13 protein-coding genes and 5 pseudogenes are annotated in these 16,031 nt (G+C 58.1%); 8 read left to right on the plus strand and 10 right to left on the minus strand.

The features are described 5' to 3' along the window. Nucleotides 1-153: 153 nt before the first annotated feature. The 3 genes and pseudogenes from KX729_RS30080 to KX729_RS30090 form a co-directional block, all read right to left on the minus strand. Nucleotides 154-1,270 (minus strand): annotated as a pseudogene (locus KX729_RS30080) (helicase-related protein); the annotation flags it as partial. Further along, nucleotides 1,269-2,231: a DUF3991 and toprim domain-containing protein gene (locus KX729_RS30085; protein ID WP_219746141.1), complete on the minus strand. Its 963-nt coding sequence runs from the start codon at nt 2,229-2,231 to the stop codon at nt 1,269-1,271. The gene KX729_RS30085 and the pseudogene KX729_RS30080, both read right to left, overlap by 2 nt. 216 nt (nt 2,232-2,447) lie before the next feature. Further along, nucleotides 2,448-2,624, minus strand: a complete 177-nt coding sequence (locus tag KX729_RS30090; RefSeq protein ID WP_181459245.1) for a hypothetical protein — start codon at nt 2,622-2,624, stop codon at nt 2,448-2,450. Between the two features lie 638 nt (nt 2,625-3,262). Here KX729_RS30090 and KX729_RS30095 point away from each other — a divergent pair. Further along, nucleotides 3,263-3,907, plus strand: coding sequence for a LysE family translocator (locus KX729_RS30095; RefSeq protein WP_219746142.1), 645 nt, complete (start codon nt 3,263-3,265; stop codon nt 3,905-3,907). A 77-nt stretch (nt 3,908-3,984) separates the two neighbouring features. Here the strand turns inward: KX729_RS30095 and KX729_RS30100 are convergent, their stop codons facing one another. Further along, a complete protein-coding gene (locus KX729_RS30100; protein WP_376776095.1) occupies nt 3,985-4,194 on the minus strand; it encodes a hypothetical protein in 210 nt (69 codons plus the stop codon). A 161-nt stretch (nt 4,195-4,355) separates the two neighbouring features. Here KX729_RS30100 and KX729_RS30105 point away from each other — a divergent pair. Further along, nucleotides 4,356-5,240, plus strand: a pseudogene (locus KX729_RS30105) (IS110 family RNA-guided transposase); the annotation flags it as partial. Nucleotides 5,241-5,307: 67 nt separating this feature from the next. On the opposite strand, the gene istB reads toward KX729_RS30105, so the two are convergent. Next, entirely contained in the window at nt 5,308-6,084 is a 777-nt protein-coding gene (gene istB / locus KX729_RS30110) for an IS21-like element helper ATPase IstB (protein ID WP_219746144.1), read from the minus strand. Between the two features lie 12 nt (nt 6,085-6,096). Beyond that, a pseudogene (istA, locus tag KX729_RS30115) lies at nt 6,097-7,649 on the minus strand (IS21 family transposase). A gap of 170 nt (nt 7,650-7,819) precedes the next feature. Between istA and KX729_RS30120 the strand changes: the two are divergent. Further along, nucleotides 7,820-8,011: pseudogene (locus KX729_RS30120) on the plus strand (IS110 family transposase); the annotation flags it as partial. A 243-nt stretch (nt 8,012-8,254) separates the two neighbouring features. Here KX729_RS30120 and KX729_RS30125 read toward each other — a convergent pair. After that, on the minus strand, nt 8,255-8,524 hold the full coding sequence (locus KX729_RS30125) for an SDR family NAD(P)-dependent oxidoreductase (protein WP_219746145.1): 270 nt from the start codon (nt 8,522-8,524) through the stop codon (nt 8,255-8,257). A 241-nt stretch (nt 8,525-8,765) separates the two neighbouring features. Here KX729_RS30125 and KX729_RS30130 point away from each other — a divergent pair, with 241 nt between their 5' ends. Beyond that, nucleotides 8,766-9,305 carry an AraC family transcriptional regulator gene (locus KX729_RS30130; RefSeq protein WP_312992750.1) on the plus strand — a complete coding sequence of 180 codons (540 nt, stop codon included), beginning with the start codon at nt 8,766-8,768 and terminating at the stop codon, nt 9,303-9,305. Between the two features lie 280 nt (nt 9,306-9,585). Here the strand turns inward: KX729_RS30130 and KX729_RS30135 are convergent, their stop codons facing one another. Next, entirely contained in the window at nt 9,586-10,482 is an 897-nt protein-coding gene (locus KX729_RS30135) for a DMT family transporter (RefSeq protein WP_219746146.1), read from the minus strand. 158 nt (nt 10,483-10,640) lie between these two features. On the opposite strand from KX729_RS30135, the gene KX729_RS30140 reads away from it, so the two are divergent. Next, nucleotides 10,641-11,528 (plus strand): LysR family transcriptional regulator, encoded by an 888-nt coding sequence (locus tag KX729_RS30140; protein WP_219746178.1) that lies wholly within the window; start codon nt 10,641-10,643, stop codon nt 11,526-11,528. Nucleotides 11,529-12,638: 1,110 nt separating this feature from the next. Here the strand turns inward: KX729_RS30140 and KX729_RS30145 are convergent. Further along, complete coding sequence (locus tag KX729_RS30145; RefSeq protein ID WP_219746147.1) at nt 12,639-13,166, minus strand: hypothetical protein; 528 nt, start codon at nt 13,164-13,166, stop codon at nt 12,639-12,641. Nucleotides 13,167-13,327: 161 nt separating this feature from the next. Here KX729_RS30145 and KX729_RS30150 point away from each other — a divergent pair, with 161 nt between their 5' ends. The 3 genes and pseudogenes from KX729_RS30150 to KX729_RS30160 all read left to right on the plus strand — a co-directional run. Next, a complete protein-coding gene (locus tag KX729_RS30150) occupies nt 13,328-13,864 on the plus strand; it encodes a dihydrofolate reductase family protein (protein ID WP_219746148.1) in 537 nt (178 codons plus the stop codon). 44 nt (nt 13,865-13,908) lie between these two features. Then, a complete protein-coding gene (locus tag KX729_RS30155) occupies nt 13,909-14,454 on the plus strand; it encodes a TetR/AcrR family transcriptional regulator (RefSeq protein ID WP_246617976.1) in 546 nt (181 codons plus the stop codon). A gap of 240 nt (nt 14,455-14,694) precedes the next feature. Further along, nucleotides 14,695-15,536: pseudogene (locus tag KX729_RS30160) on the plus strand (NAD(P)/FAD-dependent oxidoreductase); the annotation flags it as partial. Between the two features lie 250 nt (nt 15,537-15,786). On the opposite strand, the gene KX729_RS30170 reads toward KX729_RS30160, so the two are convergent. Continuing rightward, entirely contained in the window at nt 15,787-15,993 is a 207-nt protein-coding gene (locus tag KX729_RS30170) for a hypothetical protein (protein ID WP_219746150.1), read from the minus strand. Nucleotides 15,994-16,031 lie beyond the last annotated feature (38 nt).

Raw genomic sequence — 16,031 nt, forward strand, 5'->3', positions numbered from 1 at the left:
TGCGGAAACCGTGGCCCATCAAGTGTGGAGATCTAAAACCTCCAGAGGGGAACAGCTGCTGCGACGGAACTGGGAGGTGACCGTCATGTGCCTCAGCTAAAGGCGTTATGCCTGAATTTAAACCAACGGGAAAACATTTATTGTGCAACGCAGCTATGCAGCTGCCGCGATGGTCTGCTTGTCCAGATCTTCCGCCAATTGGGCCTCGATTGCCCGCAGCATCAGCTGTTTTTCCTTCAGGTCGTCCGCGAACGCAAAAGCGCCTCCGTCTCGGGAACGGCAGGAAACCAATCGCCGCTCGGCTTCTTCCAAACGCCGGCGATACTGGCGCTGTTCCTCATAGGAGCCCTCAAGGGCGTGCTCCAGCCGCGAGATGGCACCCAGAGGCGTGACCGTGATCGCCAGATCGATCGCGTAGTCGGCACCAGTGCGCTGGAGGAGGGTCTCGAGCGATATCCATCGCACTTGCCGAAGCGTTCGCCCTCATCGACGAGATCGAACCCGCCAATCGTTGCCAGATGAACCTCGCCTTGGCTTTGAAGCTGAAGAAGCGTGAGGATCTCCTTCATCAACGCGCGGCCCGCTTCCTTGCGCTCGGTGTATTCCTGCCCGAGCACCGTCATCGTGAAGGCATCGCCGCCTGTCGGCTTAAGCCCCGCGATATCCTGGCCGATCTCACCGATGCGCCGGGTCGAGACCTCGATCTCACGCCCGGCATCACGCATCTGCCAACGAACGGCATACTGATCGTCTTCGTGGGCAGCCGGCAGCCGTTCGAGCCTAGCAAATCGGCCTCCAACCCGGCCTTCTGCATCAGTCGCTCGTCACCCGACGCAATGGCCTTTGCCATGGCGAACTGGTTGGCCGCCCCTTCGCCCACATCTTCCAGTCGCCCGATCGAGGTGTCGCCAGAGAGGCCGGCAGCAATGAACCGGGCCTTGCGTTCGTTGTTCTGCCACATCGAGGCATCAAGCGAACCTTCTGTCGCATAGGCGAAGATATCCACCTCGTCGTGCTGATTACCTTGGCGAACAATTCTGCCCTCGCGCTGCTCGATCTGAGACGGCAACCACGGCACATCGAGATGGTGGAGTGCTTTCAATCGGAGCTGGGCGTTGACGCCGGTCCCCATCGTCTCGGACGTACCGATCAGAACACGGACTTTGCAGGCGCGGACATCACTGAACAGCCGCTGCTTGGCTTCCGTTTTCTTGTAGTCCTGCATGAAGGCGATCTGTGACGCCGGCACGCCGAGCCGGAGCGAAGCGTCACCCTTGACGCGGCCGGCGGGCATGCGGCAGGCCTCTGCTGGTTTCCATTCTTCTCTCCCTCCTTTCTTCCTCCCGCGCTTTCAGCGCCTCATTCCAGTCCTCTGCCGGCGGCTTCAGCCGCAACCAATCGCAGCCCACTTCATCGGCAATGGCACGGAGGCGGCCGGCAAAGGTCTCGCCCTGGCTGTTAACGTCGGTGGCTGCGACCAGAACAGCGCCGGGACGTGCGGCCAACTGGCGGACTGCCGCTTCTGTCGCTGGCGACCACCCACCACCAGTGCTGAGATAGAGACTGCCCTCACGCAGCCCCTCGAATGCCGCAAGGCTCATCGCGTCGATGGCCGCTTCGGTGACGCAAAGACGCATGGCGTCAGACGAGCCAAGCCGAAACAGAATTTTCGAACCGCCTTCCGAGAAGCCGCGCCAATCGGGACCGCGCTCCTCCCAGCCGGTCAGTGCGCCATTGTCATCCACATGCGCTGCCCACATGCTGCCATAAGGTCCCTCCCGGAGGACGTCCCTTTCTATGGCCTCCCGGATGATTGTTGCCGGTAGGCAGCGCTCGGCACGCAGATAGCGCCAGCTCAAGGATCCCTGCCACGGTCGACGTCGTATTGCCCAGCGTTCCGGGATGGTGGTGCTCTTAGCTGGCCTTCCGGCCGGCCGGGACCAAGCGGGATCCCTGACGATAACGCCGACAAGATCGGCCACCCGGTCGAGCGCCTCGACAAAGTTGACGCCATCCAGATGCTTCGCAAGAGCAAAGACATCGCCTTTCGCGTCGGACAGCGGATCGAACCATCCCCGCCCCCCATGGATGACGATGACGATTTCCGCACCGCGCCTGTACTTCAAAGCTTTGCGTGTGCTTTCCTTGATGTCGATGGCAAAGCCGGCCTGTTCCAGCACTGCTGCGCACGGGACACGGTCCCGAAGTTCCTCCAGTTTCTGTTTCTCCATTATTTTTACCGGCGCTCTCGGCGCCGCCCTTCTCTCCAGATTCATGTCTCCCGAAATTTCACGGGACCGTATCCGGCGGCCGCTAAGGCAAAGGGGGCAAGGGCGCGGCTGGCAATCTGCAGATTTGCACCCACTCCAGATGACATGCCAGCAGCGGCGAAGCTTCCCTTGCCGCCTGCCGCTCGCAAGCGGCACCTAGGAGAGGAAAATGCCGGCTCAATGAGCCGGCCAGGGATGGAATTCGTGCACGATCTCCAGATTGTCTTCGTCATCGAGTTCGTCGCTCGGCAGAACGCCGAACTCGTCGCCGGACCTGAACAGCGTGACGGGAACCATCAGGGTGCGGGAAAGCTGGAAGGCGTGGTTCTGCGCAAGCGAAAGATCGGTGTTCATCTGAGGCTCCATCTTTGGAGCGGGCCATTCCCGCTCGATGGCTCCCGTCAGTGTCCGGAACCGGTTGCGATCACCGCGAAGGCGCAGCCGAAGCGGCCGCAGCTTGCTAGCGGACCCCGTCAGCGGGTTGATTGGCGGAGATCCGGGGCTGGACCAGGAAGCCATCCATCAAGAGCGGGATGGTGCGCCTTTGCAGGCCGCCTCCAAGTGACAATGATAAAACGAATGGGGACCGCGCTTTTGCGTCTCAGTGGTAGCGATCGTTCTTCGTGAAGCGATCTCGGCGACGGCGGAGAAACGGCACGGATCTACGTGGAGAAGATCTGAACTCGAAATTTAAGCTGCGACACCGGGCCTTTCAGTGCTAGAACCCCGGCAGTAACGACGTCATCCAACGGGGCGACGCACGATCTCACTGACTCGGGCGGGCGATCTGCACATTGCAAGCTGTCTGGGAAGTTGTACACGACAGCCATCGACAATTGACGGCCCGAGTGAGGTAATTCCCAAGGGCACGGCCGCCCACGCGAACTTTCTCTGAGCGGAGGTGTTAATACGCTTGCGCAAGCCAGAGCTTCTTCTGGTTTATGGCACACACGCACATCGCGCAATTTTGCCAAGGGAAGTGGAGGCTGTAGATGGCACCGGAAATTATGATCGTTTTGTCGACCCTCGGCCTCTATGCCATGGCCGTGGTCAGTCCTGGTCCTAACTTTGCTCTGATATCGAGGCTTGCTTTGAATGGTTCTCGCAAAGCGGCGGTGGGAGCGACGGTCGGGCTCGCGCTCTCGGCAACGTTCTATGCCATCCTCACAATAGCGGGGCTGTCTGTCCTCCTGACGGAAGTTGGCTGGCTTGCGAGTCTGGTTCAGATCGCGGGCGGATCTTATCTCATCTACTTGGGCGTGAAGACCTTGTTGGAGGCCAAGCCCCAACGGTCGAGGGAACGAAGCGCTCCGACGCGAAAGTCCGCCCAAGAGGGCTTTCGAATGGGGATCATTGTCAATCTTTCCAATCCCAAGGTCATCACCTTCTTTTTAAGTCTCTACGCAGTCACAATGCCTGCAGAGGCATCACTCTGGACTAAACTTGCAGTGCTGTTGGGTGGTTTCATCCTGGAGATCGTGTGGTATGGACTTGTTATCCTGCTTTTCTCTACCGCGCCGGCCCGTGCCGCATACGATCGCGCTGGCCACTGGGTTGAAAGAGTGATCGGGTCAGCCCTCACTGTATTTGGCCTAAAGCTGATTTCGGAAAAGCTCTGGTCTCGCGGAACGCTCTAACGCAAGAGGTGCTTGGCTGCTCGCCGGGTGGCTAGGATCTGCGGGTGATGATCCGGGAATGGGATGTGTGACCTGCTCTAACAATGGACGGGGAGGTCGCTGTGTTGTGTAACAACGCGTCCCCCATCGTTGTCAGATAACCTGACCACCAGAACCTCGATGCGCTGCGCGGTGATCCAGCGGTTATCAGGGCCGAGCAAGCTGGCGCCCATCGGCCCGATATCATCGGGAACACCGACCCTACCGAGGGCTGTCATGCCGGCGAGATGTTGATTGAGGTCGGGCATGGCGCGAACCGCGCCGCCGAGGAAGTCAGTCTCAATGGGGCCTAGATGCCGTAATGGGCCGGCGTCTCACGAGTAGCCAGTTAGGTGGCTGTCCCTCAGAATGATGATGTTTTGAAACGAGGTCCGAGCGATCGGCCTCAAGCATCATGAGAGGAACAGCCATGGAGTATTATGCAGGAATTGACGTCTCGCTGAAAGAGAGCAGCGTGTGCGTGGTCGACGCGACGGGCAAGTTGGTTCGCGAGGCCAAGGTGGGCAGCGAGCCAGAATGCCTGGTCGGGTTTTTTGCTCAACTGGAGTTTCCGGTAGAGCGCATCGGCCTTGAAGCGGGGCCTTTGTCCCAATGGCTATACGCGGCTCTCGCTGCTGCGGGTCATGAGGTGGTTTTGCTGGAAACACGACATGTGAAGGCGGCGCTTTCGGCGATGACGGTGAAGACAGGTCGCAAGGATGCACGGGGGATCGCGCAACTTCTGCGCATGGGATGGTATCGTCCGGTCCACGCGAAATCGTCGCCGGCGCAGGACACTCGGGCTCTGTTGGTGGGTCGCAAGCTTCTGCAGTCCAAGCTGCTCGACGTCGAGCTCAGCATACGGGGTATCCTGCGCGGCTATGGACTAAAGGTCGGCGAAGTGAGCCGAGGGCGTTTTGAGGTGCGCATCCGCGAACTGATTGCAGGGCATGCGACATTGTCGACGGTGATTGACGCGATGCTGACGGCGCGAGCAGTGTTGTGGAGCGAATTTACGAAGCTGCACCGCGAGATGCTCAGGATCGCCCGCGCTGACAAGGTTTGCCAACGACTGATGAGTGCGCCAGGTGTCGGTGCCCTGGTTGCGCTGACCTATCGCTCTGCCGTCGATGATCCTGCCCGGTTCCAAAAGTCCAGCACTGTGGGTGCCTACTTCGGGCTGACGCCGAAGAAATATCAATCCGGCGAAACTGATCGCGATGGCGGCGTCAGCAAGGTCGGCGACGCGATGGTGAGAACCGCATTGTTCGAGTCCGTGCGGATTTCGGTGAATCGGGACAGCGATTTCAGCAAGTCGCGGACAAGCATTTCGCTAAGTCGCGGACAGCGGGATCGAACGAATTCCGCCAGCCTGGTTCCTGTCAGGGGTGATTGATTTCGTTTATTTCGGCGCCGTTCAAGAGCGTTGGTGTTTTCCGCTTCCGCATGCTGTCGCCTTCGAGCGTTATGCGGTGGGCGTTGTGAACAATACGGTCCAGGATCGCGTCCGCTAAGGTGGCCTCACCGATCATCTCATGCCAGGCGGCCACGGGAAGCTGGGCGGTGATCAGAGTGGATTTTCGCCGATATCTCTCTTCAAAGATTTCCAGCAGATCGAGGCGCTGCCGATCGTTCAGGGTATGGGTTCCCCAATCATCGAGCACCAGCAGATGAACACGTGCAAGCTTGTCGATGAGGCGCGGGAAACGCCCGTCCAGCCTGGCAAGCGCGAGGTCCTCAAACAACCGCGGCATGCGAACATAGAGGACAGAGTGGTCGAGGCGGGCGGCCTGGCGTGCAAAGGCACATGCAATCCAAGTCTTTCCGGTGCCCGTCTGGCCCGTGAGGATCAAGTTCTCATTTGCCTTGAGCCACGCTCCCTGCGCCAGAGACAGGACGTTGCGGCGATCCAGGCCCCGATGCGCTGCAAAATCGATGTCTTCAATGGAAGCGTTAGCAAAACGGAGTTTGGCGGTGGCGAGCCGGTTTGTCAGTCTTCTGTCCGTTCTGAGGGCGATCTCGCGGTCAAGCATCAATCCCAGTCTTTCGTCGAAGCTCAGATCATTTCCATGAGCCTGCTCGAGGAGCTCGCGATAGGCCGTTGCCATAACGGCCAGACCAAGCGCATTCATTTGTTTAAGTGTCGGATGTGTCAGCATCTAATGTCCTTTTTATTGATAGTAGGTTTTGCCGCGGATATTGCCGTGCGGCGGCGCCGGCTTCACGGCCTCGGTCATGGCCGGAGCCTGATCGAGACCGGATCTGAGAATGTTGGCAACAGACGAATAGCTCAGCGCGTTGATCACCAGCGCCCGTTCGCAAGCCAGCTCCAGCCGATCGGATTGGTAGCGACGCGCCAGGGAAAGAATGCCTTGAGCAGATCGGTAGCCCTGTTCGGGGTGGGGACGATGACTGAGCAGACGTTCGATAAACGTCGCCGTGTTGACCCCGACCTTTGCTGCTTCGCTGCGCAACAAGTGGGGTGTCGTGTTTGCGTAGCGCTGATGCGCCTTGGGCATGTGTTCATTGACGGTGACGTGGCCTGAACGCTGCGAACTCCGGATGTGACTTGCGACTCGTTTGTGGTCGAAGAAGATTTCGACCACCCGGTACGTCAGCCTGACATCGACCCGCTTCCGATCAGCCCATGCGGAACGGAATAGAAGGTCTTGTCGACCTCGACGTGATAGTCGGGATGCACCTTGGCGATCTTCCATTCCGCATATTCGAACGGCGTTGAAGGCAATGGTTTGAGCTGCGAGCGTTCGACCTCATCGAACAAAGCGCGGCGAGATTTTCCATATCGCCGCATGGTTCGGGTATTGAGATCCTCGATCAAAGTGCTGATGCGGATATTGAGATCGACAAGGCTGAAGAACCGTTCGTTTCGGAGCCTCGCCAAGACCCATCTCTCGACGATTAAAACCGTCCCTTCAGCGGAGGGTTTGTCGCGAGGGTGCCGAGGGCGTGCCGGAACCACAGTCGTGTCGTAATGCTCAGCGAAAGCGGCAAAGGTCGCATTCAATGTCGGCTCGAACCAAAGAGCCTTGGCGACAGCCGATTTGAGGTTGTCGCAGATCGTCGTCTTCGTCACGCCACCGAAGTAACTAAAGGCCCGTTGGTTCGCCTCGATCCAGTCTGGCAGCTTCTGGCTGAAGCTGGCATAGGCGAACGTCAGTTGCGATGCGCTCAGCACCGCCACATAGATCTGCGCTGCACGGATCTCGCCGATGGATGGATCGATGATCGGGATCGTATGGCCGGCATAGTCGCATTCCATCGCGACACCAGCAACATGACGGCTGCGGTAGGTGGGCCTGGCTCGGCTTTCGTGATCAGCAAACCGGCCGCAAAACCAGGTGTACCCGTAGCCATCCGGGTGAGCTTCCCGGTATTCCTGCCAAAGCAAATGGAGCGTGACGCCCTTGCGCTTCAGTTCGCTGGCCATCTTCGGCCAGTTCGGCTCGACAGTATCGCGTGGAGGCCGTCCCATGCGGCGGAATAGTCGATGTTCAAGAACATCGTCCTCGTCCAGGCCCGGAGGTAGAGGCCAGACCGCAAGCTCGGCTTCCTTTGCCCGCAGCAGGTACGTCGAAACCGATGTCTTGCTGATCTTCAGCCGCTCGGAAACGGCACGTATCGATAATCCCTGCTCGAACGTAAGCCGCAGGATCGATCGGATATCCTTCACGTCAGTATGTCTCGCTTGCTTCCGCCTGGGCATCATGTCCTCGCTCAAACCACGAGGGCAAAGTGCCAGAACGGCGCTCACGAAAATCGATCTAATTCCGCCGCGATAACTGTCCGCGACTTACTGAAATCACTGTCCCGTACTTAGTGAAATCGGTGTCCGCGACTTACCGAAATGCCTGTCCGCGACTTACTGAAACCCGCAAGTCCGCGCACATAATGCTGACGCGGGCCACGCGCTTTTCCAGTCTGAAGCGCTGGGCGCTCGATGTGGCCAGGCGTCGCGGAATGAAGCGCGCGAAGGTTGCCCTTGCACGCAAACTCGGTGTCGTTCTTCACCGCATGTGGGTGGATGCGACGGACTTTTGTTGGAGCGCAAGCCCTATGGCGGCATGACGATCGATATGTGATTGATGCAGGCAAGTATAAGGCTTGCATCGGATGAAGTCCCGTCGCTGGGACGCAGGCTTGGCAAGGTCGTGTGTGGTGCTGTGACCGCTTCGGCGAAGCACGCTTCCTAGATTGACCTGTCGGCTTGTTGATCTGATGGCATAGTGTGGCGGCTTTGTGCTGACCACGGACAGAAGCATGACCTCAGCGACGAGATTCATTCAGAGGGACTTGACGAACAAAGGCCCATTACAGAAGCACCACCGTGTTGGCGGTGATGCCGCGGCCTGCCAGCTCCTTGACCATGTAGAGGGTCAGGATCTCGACCGCGCTCTTAGCGGCGGAGTATGCCGAGAAGCCGGCGGCCGAGACGCGCGTGATGCCGGGTGAGAAGTTACGATGCGTCCGCCGTCGGCAAGCAGTGGCAGGAGCGTCTGTGTGAGGAAGAAGACATCCTACACATGGGGTGTTGAAGAGTGCATCAAATTGCCCCTCGGTGGTCTCAGCGAAGCTCGCCATTCGCCCTGACCCGAGTTGTTGACTAAATGGTCGAACGTATCGCGACTCCACGTGGACGACAGAGCCTGCTTTACAGTGCCGGCAAATTTCTGAAACGAAGAAACATCCGTCACGTCAAGCTGCAGGGCCATCGCCTTCCGACCGAGAGCTTCGATTGGCCACAACGGCGTCCGCTTGTTCGGCGCCATTTCGATAGGTCAGGATGACATCTCCGCCGTGACGGGCAATCCTGATTGCGGTGTTGCGGCCGAGCCCGCAATGCGTCCGCCGCTATGCTGATGCCAATGCCGACAAGTTCGGCGTCGCCAAGCGTGTGACCACGGGCAGCACGACCTTCGATTTCGGCGCTGGCGACTCCCTTCTAATTTCGACCGACGTTCCGAACGTCAGTCAGATCACCCGCGCGAATGCGGGGGTTCCCTATTATTCACTGGTGCGCAACACCGATCCGGTGATCACGCAATCGCTGGTTCTGGAGATCGGTGTTGCGCAGACCGAGACTGGACTTCCTGTCTGTGTCGATCCGGCCGAAGCGGAAGTGGCTGACGCGGCACTTCGGCTCATGCGCCTCCTTGATCGACAGCAGTCGATTCCAATCCTCCAAGACCAGTTGCTGCGGGAAATGCACTACTGGCTGCTGAGCGGCCATCACGGAGCGGGCATTCGTGCGCTCGGCTTTACCGACAGCCATGCCAACCGTATCGCAAGGGCTGTAGCTATCATCAGGGCCGAATATGCTGAGACGCTCCCAGTGGAACGTCTGGCTGATGTCGCCGGGTGAGCATCTCGTCATTCCGCCAGCACTTCCGCGCGGTGACCTCTCTCGCGCTTTTGCAATTCCAGAAGCAGCTCCGCCTCATCGAGGCCCGGCGGATGATGATCTCCGAAGGCGCCGCGATCAGCAATGCGGTTTATGCGGTCTGTTACGAGAGCTTCCGCAGTTCACGCGCGAATATGGCCGATTGTTCGGTTCGTCCCCAGCCAGGGATGTTCGTGAAAACATTGGGAAGCCTCAGATCGCCGCTTGACCGGATGACACGTCACATATTGAGGCGAAAAGCTTATCCCAGGGATGTCACCCAGACCCCCACCAAGGTCACCGCCAAGCCAGCAGACATAGCGGCGGTCAAAGGCTCCGAAAACAACATCCATGCCCATAGCATGGTCACGGGAGGGCTGAGGTAGATGGCTGCACTCACCTTGGCAGCGGGGAACAGCCGCAGACTAGTATAGTAGACCGCATAGGCGAGGAACGTGGCGAATAGGACCAGCCAGACCATCCCGATAGCAAAGTCACGAGTCATGGGTGGAGCAAGACCACCCTGCGTCAATGCGCAGACGCCAAAAAGAACCGAGCCCGTCAGCATCTGGATGCAAAGGCTCTGATAAACAGGCATATGCTGCGCCTTACGCCTCTTGTGTAGGACTGAGGCGACAGCGAACACCAGCATAGAACCGACCGTCAAGCCGTAAGCCCAGACCGGAGCCGCCCCAAAGCTGAGGCTATCGAAGGACACGATTAATACGCCGGCGACGGCAATCGCGGTGCCCAACCATTGTCGTTTCGTCAGCCGCTCGCCGAGGACGGGTTGGGACAGGGCGGCAATGGCCAGCGGAAGGAGGTCGGAGATCAGCGCGACGAGCCCCGTTGGCACCCTTTGCTCGATGGCCAGCGCGAAGCCTCCCAAATAGAGGAACACCGCCATGATGCCGCACAGCGCCTGATCCCCGACTGCGCGCATCGAAATCCTTGGCCCGATGGCCAGTGCGAATGGCAGGAGGATCAGACCTGACAGCAAAGTCCGCCAGAAGAGTAAAAGCATGACGCTTGCCTCCTGGTTGGCATACCGGATACCGACGAAGCCTGAACTCCATCCGATAATGAGGAGCGTGGCGAGCAATGGCCATAACAGAGGATGGCGACTGGCAGAGACGGAAGGTAGAGAGGTGTCGGTCATTGGGGCCCTATCACGATGAACGCGATCTACCGGTAAAGGGAAAGCGCAAAGGCCGCACATGACAAATATCGATGGGTATATGACATTCCTTGAATCCTTGTCATGATGTACAGGGTTCGTGGTAGGTTTCGTTTCAGGACAAACTGACGGGTATGACCATGACCGAGTTAAACAGTCGCCGCCTCGAGATTGATGCTTTGCGGGCGCTTTGCGCAATTCGCCATCATGGTGGCATTACGAGAGCCGCCGCCGCATTGGGGCTCTCCCAATCCGCCATCAGCCATAAGATCAAACGGCTCGAAATCAGCCTCGACTGCGAGTTGCTCGGGCGCAAATCAGGAGGACCAATGTTCACGGCTGCGGGCGCGGACCTGCTGGACTACGCTGGCCGCATTCTGGGGCTGCATGACGAGGCTCTGTTAAGCTTGTCCAAGACGCCGCTTGCCGGGAGACTTCTGCTTGGGCTGACGGAAGATACTGCATGCACCGATCTCGCCCGCATCCTTGGTCGTTTCAAGCGTCTTCACCCGAACGTTGCGGTCCGAACAAAAGTCCGCATGAGCACGGTGCTCCGCGCAATGCTGGAGGGCGGTGAACTCGATGCCGCGATCGTCCAGGTCTTCAGCCACGAGGTGCGGCCAAGCGACGTGGTTCTTTACAAAGAAGGCCTTCACTGGGTGAAGCATCCCGAATTGATGACCCGACAGGGTGAACCGATCCCGTTCGTGTCGTTTGATGACGAATGCTTTTACCGCCAATGGGCGTTCGACATCGGTCAGGAGAATGCGGTTCTCGAGATGGTCTTCGAGTGTTCAAGCGCCGCTGGAATTGTGTCCGCCGTCAACGCCGCAATGGGTGTGGCATTGCTGAGCGACCGCCACATCCGAGGGGAGATGCAGATAATGAACGATCGTTTGCCTGCACCGCCATCCTTGGCTTACGTGATCCGGCGGGCACGTAAAACAAGAAATCCGGCTCTCGATAGCCTCGTGGGCGAAATCGAGAGGGACACTGGGCGTCAGGGCGGACTGGCCCTGATTGGCTGAGAAGGTCACGCCTTGATGGGATCAGAACCATCGACAACTTGACCTGGTTTAGCTGAGCCGCTGGTCTGTTTGGCATAAGCCGCAATTATGGAACGACTAGCTTTGGCGCTTGAGGGCCGTCTCCCGCTACCTGTTGGATCCAGTGTTGCTGTCGGCGGAACCTGGCACAAGCGGAATTTCCAGCGGATGGCGTGAAGCGCTATATTCGAGACAAGGAAAGGAGATCTACGATGCTTTTGAAGAAGTGCTAAAACAAGGAAGCCCTGAAGCATATTGGCCGGGAAGCTCTTGCCGAGAGCGGTCGCATGGGTTTGTCGATCTCCGCCAAGGACAAGCAGAACGAGGCAAAGGATCGGTCGACAACCTAGCGCAAGGATCGCGTCCCGGCCACGGTGAGGTAGCAGTCGCTTCATGCCGGAATTGTCATGCATCCTCCCCGCAGGGCCGAATGGCTCCGGCAAGTCTTCCTCGTTCGCGAAGCTCGATCTCGAAGGTTTCTGGATCAACGCAGATGAAATCGCCAAGGCGATAACCGAATTCGTTCATATTTTCCGTCGTTTGCCGCCTGTGCTGAATATAAAGTTTTAAGGTGAATGCTATTTGGACCCAATTTGGGACGAATATCGATCTCGAGCATGACTTTCTCGACTAAACGTAAGATTCCGCACTAATCTTGTTCTGCCCCCTTTTACATTCCGCGCCACGACATCCATCCACCATCGTGAACTGCGAGACGAATCCTTGGATGACTGGCGCCAAATCGCACGCCTTCACGCCGCCTGAACCAAAGCCGTACCCCAAAATATTCTCTTTACGGCGTTAAGTTTACCGTACCTGTTGCCTCGTCTTTCGCGATTGCAGAAGCCTCCACACCAGAAATCGGTCCTGCGCTTCTCAGCAGGACGACATGATCACTTTGTCGGTGCGTACCGGTTTTGGCAAAAACACGCTCGAGGTATGTCCGAGCCGTCTTCAATGTCAGACCTAATTCGATTGCTGCCTTTGCGACCGAGCTCCCCGCCACAAGCTTGGCAGAAAGCCTTGCTTCCGATGGCGACAAGTCGAACAACGCTGTCAGCATTGCAGCTGGAACCGCCATTCGACTGACGCTCACAAGATTTGCCACGATAAGTATATCGCCGCTCGAGAAAATATCGTGAGCGGACCGGACCAGCGGCAGAACATGAATGACGACCGCCGGCTATGCTTCGTCGCCGCCAGCGAAATTGATCCCACCGACAATTTTGGGTCGCCGGTGTCGGCGATTGACAGTTTCAATAGCTGGTCGGCTGCCGCGTCGGCTAATGCAAGGTAGCCGAAGGCAGCCGGTCGGAAAACGGAAGTCAAATTTTCGAGCAGACCATTGAGCGCCAGCACGCGGCCTGACTTCTGAACGACTGCCGCAGGAACATCGAGTATCTCCAGGGCCGACACCGTTGCATGGGCGCGTTCGAGCCGCAGCCGGGCCGAACCCAGTCCAGCTCGTGCAAGGTTCGGTCGATAACCGTTTAGATGCTCCATCTGCGCGGTCAGGTAGGTTTCCTCCTTTGCCCAGCGTTCGAAGGTGAACGTGACAAGTTCTCCAGTGAGCATCGGAATGACTGTCGCAATCTGCGCATCCAGGCCGAGCGCAATCAATGCCTGGCCTTCGGACACTTCGTGGGATTAGCAGAGTAAGCGAGCCGGCAGTCGAGACTGCTACGGCCGGTTAGCTGGGCGGTATGCAAGACCGGCCGCCGAGCGCGTTGACATTGGTCAGAGGTCCATTATTTATACGACGTATAATTATGGAGACGAAGATGGTCACCGGACACGTATTTATCGCAACAAGCCTTGATGGATTTATCGCTCGCGAAAGTGGCGATATCGATTGGTTGCTGAAGCACGACCAAACTGGCGAGGATCATGGCTATAACGATTTCATAAGCGACATCGACGTTATCGTAATGGGGCGAGGCACTTATGAGGCGGTCCGAGGCATGGGAGACTGGTTCTATACCCGTCCGGTCCTGGTTTTGTCGGCGCAGCTTGCGCAACAGGCAGTGCCCTTCGAGCTTGAAGGAAAAGTGCGCTTTTCGGCAGAGTCACCTGAACAAGCGATGGCGACGCTTCAATCCGAGGGAGCACGGCGTGCCTATGTGGATGGAGGACGCATCATTCAATCTTTCCTCGCGCTCGACATGATCAGCGACATGGTGATCACGAGGGTGCCAATCTTGCTCGGTACTGGCCGCTCTCTTTTTAACGGCGGTCAGCGTGATGTGGCGCTTGCGCACAAGGGCACAAGGTCTTTCCCTTCCGGATTGGTCCAATCTCGTTATGAAGTCATGACATGACAGAAAGGGGGAGAGGTCGGCCACCAGCCGGCGGAGAGACCGTTTTGCCGGAGACCATTCTTTCCGAAGCTTTGGGCATCCTCGATGCCGACGGCCTCGACGGCTTGAGCATGCGCGTGTTGGCAACACGTGTGGGCATCAATCCCATGACGATCTATCACCACTTCAAGGATCGGGATGGACTGATCAAGTCGCTAGCGGAGTGGGTATATGCGGAGGTCGTCGCACCTGAAACGGGCGATGCCCATACACGCGCCCGCAGCCTCCTCACAGCCTACTACGCTAAGGTGGTGCGCCACCCCGCTCTGACCTTGGCGATCTTTGGCCGGCCAGCAGTTTTCCCCGATCACGCCGTAAGGATAACCCGTGAGTTGATGAGCTTCTTGAGCGAACACAATCACTCCTCACAGCGCTCGTCGCGTTGGACGCATATCCTTGTTGACTACACTCATGGTGCCGCCCTCGCTGTAGCTACCCAGGATGGAAGCATGGGACGTCCGCCAAGAGGAGCAATGCTGGATGATTTTGACAGCGGACTTGACGAGCTACTGGAGGCGTTCAGGCGTTCTTCCGATCACCCTAGCGCCTAGATCAAGTTTTTGGGCATTCAAGGTGTCCCATTGCGAGCATAGAAGAAGGCGATCCATCCAGCAAAAAGCGCGCAGACCACAGATCTTTCCATTGTATCGAGATGACCGATTTCAAGGCCGGAGTGGGAGCGCTCGTAGACAACCACATCATGGCCATCATTTTACAACAAAATTGCGGTGAACAGGCCCGCAAGCGAGCCGCCGATAACGCGGATACGTAGTGGTTTCATGATCAGCGTCTCCGTTGGCGGACAGGCTGGCGCATCCTCACGTATCGAGAACTATCTTGGATTCCCGACGGGCATTTCCGGCCAAGCACTGGCAGGTCGCGCCTATAATCAGGCGCTGAAGTTCGGCGCAGAAATGGTGTTGCCCGTTGAAGTCGACAGTCTGGTCCCACCAGACCACGCGGGCGGAGCGATCAGGCTTGAGCTTTCCGGCGACAGGGCGGTGGAGGCGCGTAACGTCGTGATCGCATCGGGTGCGCGGTACAGGCGGCCAGATGTCCCAGGCATAGAGACCTTCGAGGGCAACGGCGTGTCTTACTGGGCCTCACCCATCGAAGCAAAGCTCTGTGCTGGCGAGGAGGTCGCGCTCGTCGGCGGCGGTAACTCGGCAGGTCAGGCCATCGTGTTCCTCGCACCGCAGGTCCGAAAACTGCACCTCGTCGTCCGGCGCGCCCTGGAGGAGACGATGTCGCAATATCTGATTGACCGCATCAAAGCGCTCCCCAATGTAGAGCTTCATTTGAACTGCGAAGTGAATGCGATCGCTGGCGATCCTGCGATCGGCCTGGCCTCTGCAACCATTCGCAATAGGATGGACGGCAGCGAGCAGCCGTTTACTCTCCACCATCTTTTCCTGTTCATCGGCGCCGATCCAAATGCCGGATGGATCAGTAACCGCGTCCATACAGATGCCAAAGGCTTCATCATCACCGGCCAATCCTTTGACAAGCTGTGCAGCCACAGCCGCAATCCCCTGCCACTGGTGGCGATGTACGCGCCGGCTCAACCAAGCGGGTTGCCGCGGCCGTCGGGGAGGGTGCAGCTGTCGTCTCGCAGATCCATGCTGCGCTCAGCTTCGATTTCGATGCCGCGGAATTCGCAGACGAGCTTTCCGCGATGACCGACGAAGAACTGTTCGCGCTGATGCAGAAGCTGGAAGACGAAAGCGAAACTATCCCCTCTGAAAACCGCGAAAACCAGCGAGGTCTTTGTCAGGATCGCTATGGTTGAGACCGCGATCGAAGAGCGATTCACCGGACGGTTGTTGGCGCCATATAAGGACTGGCAGCAGCGGCGGCTAGATATTTGAGGAGCGAAGATCGTGTCAGAAAGATCCGACAATGCCGAACGACTGCTTCAGCATCTCGATAATCTTGTCGCCGAGATCATCGACCGGTTTGCGAATTAGGGCCATGGAACGGTCACGGTAATCGAGACACTCCAGGACGTCATTGCAAAACGTCGCCTGGCTTACGACCGTGACCCCGATCCGGCTGTCAGTGCGCTTCGTCGCGAACGTGGTGTCAAGCATGTGACGGCTAACCGATCGGCCCGGGTTCAGTTCTTCAT

It is taken from the genome of Neorhizobium populisoli (assembly GCF_019430945.1).
GTDB lineage: Bacteria > Pseudomonadota > Alphaproteobacteria > Rhizobiales > Rhizobiaceae > Neorhizobium > Neorhizobium populisoli.